We start from the raw sequence: 9,499 nt of genomic DNA on the forward strand, positions 1-9,499 counted from the left end.
TCAGGGAAGCTTACAGCTGGTGGCCCAGCTTGTATTCGCCCTTCTTCCAATCTGGCATCTCTTCCGTATCGTCTTTGCGAGTGTAGGAGAAGCCATCTGCGCCAATGGTTTCTTCCAGTTCAGACGCATCAGTGCGGGCGACCAGTGGTACCAGGTTGCCGTCGAGGTCCAAGACACGGGAGGCATCGGTGTACCAAGATGGTACGACTGGGGTGCCCCACCAGTCGCGACGCTGGTTGTCGTGAACGTCCCAGGTGACGCGGGGATTGTCTGGATCTCCGGTCCAGTAGTCCTGGGTGTAGATTTCGACACGGTGGCCATCTGGGTCGCGAAGGTACAGGTAGAAAGCGTTGGAGACGCCATGGCGACCCGGTCCGCGTTCAATGTGGTCGGAGATTCGCAGTGCACCTAGTTTGTCGCAGATCGCGAGGATGTTGTGCTTTTCGTGTGTTGCGAAGGCAATGTGGTGCATCCGCGGGCCGTCGCCACCGGTCATGGCGGTGTCGTGCACGGTTGGCTTGCGGCGCATCCATGCTGCGTATTGGGTGCCTTCTTCGTCCTGAATGTCCTCGGTAACACGGAAACCGAGGTCTTCCATGTACTTTACGGCCTTCGGAACGTCTGGGGTGACCTGGTTGAAGTGGTCGAGGCGCACCAACTGGCCGGGTGTGGTGAGGTGGTAGTGCCAGGCGAGGCGCTCGACGTGGTCAACGTCGTAGAAGAATTCGTAGGGGAATCCCAGTGGGTCCTGTACACGGACGGAATCGCCGATCCCCTTAACAAAGCCTTCCTTGCGACGCTCCACGCGACACCCAAGCTCCTTGTAAAACGCCTCTGCCTTATCGACGTCTTCCGGCGTACGCACGCGGTAGGAAAACGCTGCAACAGCGGCTTCTGGGCCTTGGCGTAGCACGAGGTTGTGGTGGATGAATTCCTCGGAGGTACGGAGGTAGATAGCGTTATCGTCCTCGGTGGTGACGGTGAGTCCGAGCACGTCTACGTAGAACTCTCGGGACTTCTGCAGGTCAGTGACAACGATTTCCATGTAAGCGCAGCGGATGACGTCTGGCGCTGGTGAGGTGGGGGTTGGGATGGTGTTAGTCATTTGGGGGTCCTTTGTCGGGTGTGTGATCATCGATCAGGGCTAGTCCTGCTTGCCGAAGACTGGGTTGTGAACTGCACCGAGGTTGATGTGAACTGCCTGCTGGTCGGTGTAGAAGTCGATGGAGCGGTAACCACCCTCGTGGCCCAGGCCGGAAGCCTTTACGCCACCGAATGGAGTGCGCAGGTCACGAACGTTGTTGGAGTTCAACCACACCATGCCGGCTTCAACGTTTTGTGCGAAGTTGTGGGCACGCTTGAGATCAGAAGTCCAGACGTATGCGGCGAGGCCGTACTTGGTGTTGTTAGCCAGTTCGAGTGCCTCTTCCTCAGTGTCGAATGGGGTGATGGCAACAACTGGGCCGAAGATCTCTTCCTGGAAGATACGGGCGGTTGGTGGGACATCAACGAAGACGGTCGGCTGGACAAAGTTACCCTCTGGGAAGCCTTCTGGGCGACCGCCACCTGCAACAAGGCGACCTTCGGACTTGCCGATCTCCACGTAGGACATGACCTTTTCAAAGTGCTCTGGGTGAACCAGCGCGCCAACCTCGGTCTTTGGATCAGAAGGCAGGCCGACCTTGACGCGCTTGGCCTGCGCTGCGTATTTCTCCACGAACTCGTCGTAAATTTCGCGCTGGACCAAGATGCGGGAGCCGGCGGTGCAGCGCTCACCATTGAGGGAGAATACACCGAAGATGCAGGCGTTGACCGCTTCTTCCAGGTCAGCGTCCTCGAAGACGATGGCTGGGGACTTACCGCCGAGCTCCATCGACAGACCCTTGAGGTACGGCGCGGCATTGCCGAAGATGATTTGGCCCGTGCGGGACTCGCCGGTGAAGGAGATCAGTGGGACGTTCGGGTGCTTTACCAGTGCGTCACCGGCGGTCTCACCAAAGCCGTTGACCAGGTTGAACACGCCTTCGGGCAGGCCTGCTTCCTCGAAGATTCCGGCCCACAGGGAAGCCGACAGCGGGGTGAACTCGGCAGGCTTGAGCACAACGCAGTTACCGGTAGCGATAGCCGGGGCGAGCTTCCAGGACTCGAGCATGAACGGGGTGTTCCACGGGGTAATCAGGCCCGCAACACCAATCGGCTTGCGGTTGACGTAGTTCACCTGGCGACCAGGAACTTTGTAGGTGTCATCGCTTTGCGCGACGATGAGGTCCGCGAAGAAGCGGAAGTTCTCCGCGGCGCGACGCGCCTGGCCAAGAGCCTGGGTGATTGGCAGGCCGGAGTCATAGGATTCCATTTCTGCCAGGATCTGTTCGCGCGATTCCACGATGTCCGCGATCTTGTGCAACACGCGGGAGCGTTCGCGTGGCAGCATTTTTGGCCATGGACCTTCTTTGAAGGCCTTGGTAGCAGCTGCAACAGCGGCGTCGATGTCTTCTTTTTTACCCGAGGCGGCCTGAATGTATGCCTCGTTGGTGACTGGATTCAGGACATCGAAGGTGTCGCCATCAATGGAATCGACAAACTTGCCGCCAATGTAGTGCTGAATCTTCTCTGGGAGGTGCTGTGGCTGTGAGGTCATGGTGTGTTCCTTCTAGGTTAAGTTGAGGTATCGATTAATGGTCGTGAGTCGGTGGTTACGTGCGAGCTTTTCGATGTATTCTCGATCCGCCTTCAGCTCGATCAGCCCTAGGAGCTGATAGTGCTCCTCAACCGACGCCGGAGCCCGATCAGGGACGAAGGCGAAGGTGGATTCCCGCAGGTAGTTCAGGCGATCCCATTCTGTGGCAATCAGTTCCACCAAGTGCTTGTTAGGGCATCTGGTGTAGAGGGTTTCATGAAACTTCCGGTTAAGTGTGGTGAATTCCGTCGGCTGCAGGTCCGTCAACGAGGCTTCCATTTTTTCGTTGAGTTCCCTAGCTTTTGCCAAGGTGGCACCGTCGAGGTGTTCGGCAGCGAGCGCGGTGGCATGTCCTTCGAGGACCCCGAGGGTATGCATGCAATCTACGTATGCGCTGCGGTCGATCATCGCGACGCGGGCCCCTACGTTGCGTTCGAAATCCACCAGGCCTTCGGCCTCAAGCTGACGGATCGCTTCCCGCACAGGAACCACACTGATATGTAGTAGATCTGCGATGGCAGCGAGCACCAAGCGGTGCCCCGGGGCGTATTCACCGCTGACGATGTTGCGTCGGACGAGTTCATACGCCATTTGGGTCTTGCTGAGGCCGGACTCCAGGAGTTCTTCAACGTGGCTAGTCATGTGTTCTATTGTTCATCACCCCCGGGCACCGGGTAGGGGTTGTCCTGCAGCCAGGCGGTGAATTCTTCTTTCCACTTCCCCGCTGGCGGGAATAGCCCGTCCACCGGATTGCCTTCCGCTACTCGTGCAGCAACCCACTCATCTTCGTGTTCTTTCTTGAGCGCGGCGATTGCTACTTCTTCGGCTAGCTCACGCGGAATGACAATCACTCCGTCGTCGTCGCCAACAATCACGTCGCCGGGGATAACCGTGGCGTTGCCACATCCAATGGCGACATCCATTTCCCAAGGGACATGCTTGCGTCCCAGCACGGCCGGGTGCGCTACCTGGCCAAACACTGGCAGCCCGATCTCCTTGACCGCTGCGTAGTCACGGATTCCACCGTCAGTGACGACGCCTGCTGCGCCCAGGTGCTTAGCCCGTAGCGCCAACACGTCGCCGAGGGTGCCGGAACCGGATTCGGAGCGCGCCTCAACTACCAGAACTTCTCCAGGCTTTACGGAATCAAATGCTTGCTTTTGAGCATTAAACCCGCCCCCATACTTCTTAAACAGGTCCTCGCGACCGGGAAGAAAACGCAGTGTTTTTGCTACGCCAACCATCTTGGTCCCCGGGGTCTGTGGGTGTACCCCTTCAATCACGACCTGGTTCAGGCCACGGTTGCGCAGTTGGGCAGAAAGCCCGGCGGTTGGTGCGGCCATGAGCATTTCGCGCAGGCGAGCTGGAATCGCATTGGGGTCTTCCGGCAGACCTGCCTCGGCCCGAGAGCCCCACGCTTCTTCGCGTTGCTTGTCGTCAATGTGCGGAAGCATGCCGAGTGATTCATCGAAGCTTTCGGTTCCCGCCACTACCGTGGTACTCAATTTCCCGGAGGTTGGGGCGCCTGGAGCGTTCGGAGCATCGACCTCGATTTCAACGACGTCACCAGGCTTAATCACCGTGGAACCCGCTGGCGTACCGGTCAAAATAATGTCCCCAGGCTCTAGCGTCATGTGCTGCGATAGGTCAGCCACGAACTGTGCCAACGGGAAGATCAAATCCTCCTGGGAAGTACCGCCTTCTTGGGCCAATTCACCATTCACCCAAGTGCGAATGCGGAGCTCTTCCGGGGTGACGGTACGGGCGTCGATAAGCTGCGGCCCAAGCGGAGTGTAGCCGTCACGGCTCTTCGAGCGAGTGTTGGAGCCTTTGTCATGTGCGCGGTAGTCGTAAATGCCGAGGTCGTTCGAGGCGGTGACGTGGGAAACGTACGACCACGCATCAGCGAGCGGCACCCGTCGCGCTTGCTTACCGACGACCAGTGCAATTTCACCCTCGAATGCCATGAGTTCACACCCGGCGGGGAGCACTGCTTCACCACCTGAAGCCGCGAGCGAACTGGTCGCCTTCATGAAGTACGAGGGCTGCTTAGGGCGACGGCCACGTTGCGCCGCCCTGGACTCAAAAGCCACATGTACGGCAATGATTTTTCCCGGTTTGATCGGAAGTTGGGGGGTAGGGGACATAACCTCTCCTGAACATTGCTTCTTGACTCGTTGCCAAGATCGTATATGATTCCCTGTAGTTGCGCAAGTAACCTACATCACGTCAATCACCGGCTGAGTTGCAGATCACCTAATCACTGCTCGGCAAAACCGCATTGAAAGATCCAACATGACAAACCAAACCACAGCGCACCCCACGACATCTACGGCTACTGAGGCTGCGTCCTCCCCCAGCGAGCAGCGACGCGTAGCTGCTGCTACCGTTGTCGGCACCGCCATCGAGTGGTACGACTTCTTCCTGTACGCTGCCGCCGCCGGCCTAGTGTTTAAGCAGCTCATGTTCAGTCCCATGGGCCCGGCCGCCGCGACCATTGTCTCCTTCCTCACGGTCGGACTCAGCTTCCTGTTCCGACCACTGGGGGCCTTCCTTGCAGGCCACTTCGGTGACAAAATCGGGCGCCGAAAAATCCTCATGATCACGCTCATCATGATGGGCGTCGCCACCACCCTCATCGGCGTGCTGCCGACCTACGCAACCATCGGCATTGCCTCCCCGCTCCTCCTCGTCCTCCTTCGCATCATTCAGGGCATTTCCGCAGGTGGCGAATGGGGTGGCGCGGTACTGATGGCTGTGGAACACGCCCCCGTGAACAAACGCGGACTGTTCGGCGCCTTCCCACAGATCGGAGTCCCGATGGGCCTACTCATGGCGTCTGGAATGCTCGCCATCATGGCAAAAGTCGCCCCTGGCGATGCTTTCCTCGACTGGGGTTGGCGCGTCCCCTTCCTGCTGAGCTTTGTGCTCATCCTCATCGGTTTTGTCATTCGCCACGGCGTCGAGGAATCTCCTGTTTTCGCCGAAATTGCAGAACGCGCCGAACATGCAAGCGCGCCGATCCCCAAACTCCTGCGCGAGCACCCGGTACTGGTGTGCATTGCCGCCCTCATTTTCGCTGGTAACGGCACTGTTGGCTACATGACTACCGGTGGCTACATTCAGAACTACGCCACTGACCCTAATGGCCCCATTGGCCTGCCGCGCGGAGAGGTGCTGACCGCCGTCACCATCTCAGCTGCAAGCTGGCTACTGTTCACCCTCCTGGCAGGCTGGGCGTCTGACTTTATCGGACGTCGCAACACCTATATCGTTGGCTTCCTCCTGCAGCTCGCTGGCGTAGCCGCGCTATTTCCTATGGTCAACACCGGTTCCATCGCCAACATAACCATTGCGCTTTGCTTCCTCACCATCGGTCTTGGCTTCACCTACGGCCAGCAAGCCGCGCTGTATGCAGAGCTTTTCCCAGCCTCAATTCGCTTCTCCGGCGTTTCTATTTCCTACGCGATTGGCTCGATCGTGGGAGGCGCTTTCGCCCCGACCATCGCAGCTGCCCTCGTTCAGCGCACCGGAACCACCACCTCTGTCACGCTATACCTCGCCGGGATGACAATTCTTGGCCTGTTTGCCGTGTTCTCACTTCGGGAGCGCAATGGAATCCCGCTGGGTCCAGATCACGAAGCAGAACAAGCACAGAGCCCTATTCGGGGATTTGCGAAGGCATAAGCATTTTGTAATCCGCGACACAAAACACGATGGATGATATACGATTGTGTGCAATAACTGAGAGCTGCAGCACAGCACGTCGGCAAGCGCGTGCAACGACATGTGACCGAGAAGTTTCATTTAAGGAGTAATTCCATGCATTTCCACCACCACGGGTACGTTTCCGAAGACCCCCGCACGCTCCCCGCTGCTGGGATCGGTCTGAATCGGCCGGCCGAGCTTCCCGACGAAATGGATGTGCTGATTGTCGGCACCGGCCCAGCCGGAATGATCGCTGCGGCGCAGCTCTCCATGTTTCCCGACGTACACACCCGAATCATCGATCGCCGCCCACACCGGTTGGAAATCGGCCAAGCTGACGGTATTCAGGCCCGTAGCGTCGAAACGTTCCAGGCTTTTGGATTTGCAAACGAAATCATCGACGAGGCTTACCGCATTACCGAAATGTGTTTCTGGAAGCCTAACCCAGACAATCCGGCCGAGATTATTCGTACCGCACGCACCCCGGACGATCCGAACAACATCTCTGAGTTCCCGCACCTCATTGTGAATCAGGCGCGCGTGCTCGACCATTTTGCAACGTTTATGAAGCGATCTCCTTCCCGGATGGAACCTGATTTTGGTTGGGAGTTCCTCGGCCTCGAAATCACTGAAGCGGAGGACTACCCGGTTGTCGTATCGCTGCGTGGTACCGGCCCGAGCAACGAGGGAGTTGAGCGCACCGTCCGAGCCAAATATGTCGTAGGCTGCGATGGCGCGCGTTCTGGTGTTCGCAAGGCAATCGGCAGAACGCTTGCTGGTGACGCCGCCAACCATGCCTGGGGTGTGATGGATGTGCTGGCAGATACCGATTTCCCAGATATCCGTACCAAATGTGCCATTCAGTCATCGCAAGGTTCGATTCTTCACATTCCGCGCGAAGGTGGTCATTTGTTCCGCATGTACGTCGATCTCGGCGTGGTGCCGGAAGGTGACAATGGGGCGATCCGAAAGACCCCAATCGAAGCTGTGATTAAGAAGGCGAACGAAATCATGGCTCCTTACATGGTGGACGTGAAAAACGTTGCCTGGAGCTCAGTGTATGAAGTGGGGCACCGCGTCACGGACCACTTCGACGACTGCTCCGACAAGGGTGGCACGCCGCGAGTCTTCATCACCGGCGATGCGTGCCATACCCACTCGGCAAAAGCAGGTCAGGGAATGAACGTGTCCATGCAGGACGGTTTCAATATTGCCTGGAAGCTGGGCGCAGTCATCTCTGGGCTGTCCCCTGCGTCCTTGCTGAGTACCTACTCCGCAGAGCGCCAGGTGGTCGCGCAAAACCTCATCGACTTCGACAAGGAATGGTCTACGCTCATGGCGAAGCCTGCCGAGGAGTTTGAGGATCCAAAGTTCCTGGAAGAGTTCTACGTTAAGACTGCCGAATTCCCGGCCGGCTTTATGACACAGTACGAGGACTCCCTGATCACTTACGGTGCCAGCGATCAGTCCTTGGCAACCGGATACCCGCTGGGTAAGCGGTTCCGCTCCGCTGAGGTCGCCCGGGTATCCGACGGCAACCCGATCCACCTCGGGCACCAGGCCGTTGCTGATGGTCGCTGGCGAATCTACGTGTTTGGTGACGCCGCGGGCACCACGGTGAACGACTGGGCTGCGTGGTGGGGTTCTGCGGAGTCACCGCAGCGTTTCACTCCGGTCGACGGTGACACGGACGCGCTTTTCGACGTCCGTGTGATTTACAACAGTGAGCACCCAGAAATCGATATCCCAAGTGCTCCTGCGGCATTTAAACCCCGCGTAGGCAGCTTCGGAATTGAGTACTGGGAGAAGATCTACGGAATTATTCCGGGTAACAGTATCTTCCATGAGCGCGGTATTGCAGACACCGGTGCGGTGGTAGTAGTACGTCCAGACCAATATGTTGCGGGAATTTTCGCGCTGGATGATACTGCCGCTCTTAATGATTTCCTCACGCCAATTTTCACCACTTAACCTCTAATGCTGCTTAAGGCCCGACGCCCTTGTGGGCTCGGGCCTTAAGCATTCCTGGGATACAAAGCGGATCCTTAGGATCGTGGAAACAACTGACCATGATTGCTGGTGTGTGGGGTCCGCTCGGTGGGATCCTAAAGCGGAGGTTGTTGAGCAGGCGTGCTCGTTGGTCCGCGACAGTCGTAGCGTCCGCGACGCAGCGGAGGAATGGGGACTGAACCACAATGGGGCTTCTCGCAGGAAGAAAACTATTTCCAAGCCCGGTGCATTATCACCTGGGTTGTTTCGGTCGGGCACACAGCTACCCAGGGTTAAGAGGCAAAATGTGTGGCTGAATTCCACAGTAAAGCCAGGTCAGGGCACGTAAACAGGTGCTGTATATTGTTCCTGCTAGCAGGTGCGGTTACCCAACTCCAGTGATGAAAAAACGACCCGATGCCCCGTCTGCCTGGGACAAAAGCAAAAACAACGGCACTACCAGGTGACACTTGGACCACCAAAACCAAAGATGATCACACACGCGGCGATCTTTTCGGGCCTTCTATGCTTATGCTGTCGGCTCAACCGCAATGACCGATACTGCAGGCTCGTTGGGTATCTCCCGATGGAGCACGCCAATCGGGTAACAGTCCGATCTGCTCTGTTGCGTCAACGGCTATGCCAGTCGACTGTTAACACATCAGTTCCTGGCCGGACACATATTTTGTTACTTAACCCTGCAAAACCCGGGAAGCGTTCCCCGGGTCTCGGTGATTTTTTAGGCTTCACACCTGCTATATCACTGTTTTCGGCCCGAGATCCGGGAAATGCTTCCCGGGTTTTAGTAAGAAACTTCAGGGACCGTGACCAGAGCCTCTAGAAGTGAAGTAACAACTGACAACACGCCGGACACACATTTTGTCCCTTAACCCCCACACCAAAACACAAAAAAGAGGCGTGTGCGGAACACAACCTGTTCCACACACCCCATCTTTTAACTAGACGACGAAAAGCGGTGTGCCTAGGACGTCATATCCTAGACACACCGCATTTCATGTTTGAAGTTTTAAGGCCGGCAGTGACCTACTCTCCCACACCCTCCCAGGTGCAGTACCATCGGCGCAGCAAGGCTTAGCTTCCGGGTTCGGAATGGGACCGGGCGTT

General features: G+C 57.4%; 6 protein-coding genes and 1 rRNA gene. 2 read left to right on the top strand and 5 right to left on the bottom strand.

The window, feature by feature from the left end; translation table 11 throughout:
- Positions 1-10: 10 nt before the first annotated feature.
- From hpaD to ACZ6ZO_RS09580, 4 genes are read right to left on the bottom strand one after another with little or no spacing between them, the layout of a single operon-like run.
- Positions 11-1,105, bottom strand: a complete 1,095-nt coding sequence (gene hpaD, locus ACZ6ZO_RS09565; protein WP_465292197.1) for a 3,4-dihydroxyphenylacetate 2,3-dioxygenase — start codon at positions 1,103-1,105, stop codon at positions 11-13.
- Positions 1,106-1,144: 39 nt separating this feature from the next.
- Positions 1,145-2,638: a 5-carboxymethyl-2-hydroxymuconate semialdehyde dehydrogenase gene (hpaE, locus tag ACZ6ZO_RS09570; RefSeq protein WP_465292199.1), complete on the bottom strand. Its 1,494-nt coding sequence runs from the start codon at positions 2,636-2,638 to the stop codon at positions 1,145-1,147.
- Positions 2,639-2,650: 12 nt separating this feature from the next.
- Positions 2,651-3,319 (bottom strand): GntR family transcriptional regulator, encoded by a 669-nt coding sequence (locus tag ACZ6ZO_RS09575; protein WP_182384941.1) that lies wholly within the window; start codon positions 3,317-3,319, stop codon positions 2,651-2,653.
- A gap of 5 nt (positions 3,320-3,324) precedes the next feature.
- Positions 3,325-4,824 (bottom strand): fumarylacetoacetate hydrolase family protein, encoded by a 1,500-nt coding sequence (locus ACZ6ZO_RS09580; protein ID WP_465292202.1) that lies wholly within the window; start codon positions 4,822-4,824, stop codon positions 3,325-3,327.
- Positions 4,825-4,972: 148 nt separating this feature from the next.
- Here ACZ6ZO_RS09580 and ACZ6ZO_RS09585 point away from each other — a divergent pair, with 148 nt between their 5' ends.
- Together ACZ6ZO_RS09585 and ACZ6ZO_RS09590 are read left to right on the top strand one after the other, a co-directional pair.
- Positions 4,973-6,364, top strand: coding sequence for an MFS transporter (locus tag ACZ6ZO_RS09585; RefSeq protein ID WP_465292204.1), 1,392 nt, complete (start codon positions 4,973-4,975; stop codon positions 6,362-6,364).
- Positions 6,365-6,499: 135 nt separating this feature from the next.
- A complete protein-coding gene (locus ACZ6ZO_RS09590; RefSeq protein WP_465292206.1) occupies positions 6,500-8,356 on the top strand; it encodes an FAD-binding monooxygenase in 1,857 nt (618 codons plus the stop codon).
- A 1,049-nt stretch (positions 8,357-9,405) separates the two neighbouring features.
- Here ACZ6ZO_RS09590 and rrf read toward each other — a convergent pair.
- Positions 9,406-9,499 (bottom strand): 5S ribosomal RNA (rrf, locus tag ACZ6ZO_RS09595); the annotation flags it as partial.

The organism is Corynebacterium sp. NPDC104732 (genome assembly GCF_055583565.1).

Bases quoted from the DNA above. Each gene is read 5' to 3' on its own strand.
- hpaD (WP_465292197.1), bottom strand. From the start codon at position 1,105: ATGACTAACACCATCCCAACCCCCACCTCACCAGCGCCAGACGTCATC.
- hpaE (WP_465292199.1), bottom strand. From the start codon at position 2,638: ATGACCTCACAGCCACAGCACCTCCCAGAGAAGATTCAGCACTACATT.
- ACZ6ZO_RS09575 (WP_182384941.1), bottom strand. From the start codon at position 3,319: ATGACTAGCCACGTTGAAGAACTCCTGGAGTCCGGCCTCAGCAAGACC.
- ACZ6ZO_RS09580 (WP_465292202.1), bottom strand. From the start codon at position 4,824: ATGTCCCCTACCCCCCAACTTCCGATCAAACCGGGAAAAATCATTGCC.
- ACZ6ZO_RS09585 (WP_465292204.1), top strand. From the start codon at position 4,973: ATGACAAACCAAACCACAGCGCACCCCACGACATCTACGGCTACTGAG.
- ACZ6ZO_RS09590 (WP_465292206.1), top strand. From the start codon at position 6,500: ATGCATTTCCACCACCACGGGTACGTTTCCGAAGACCCCCGCACGCTC.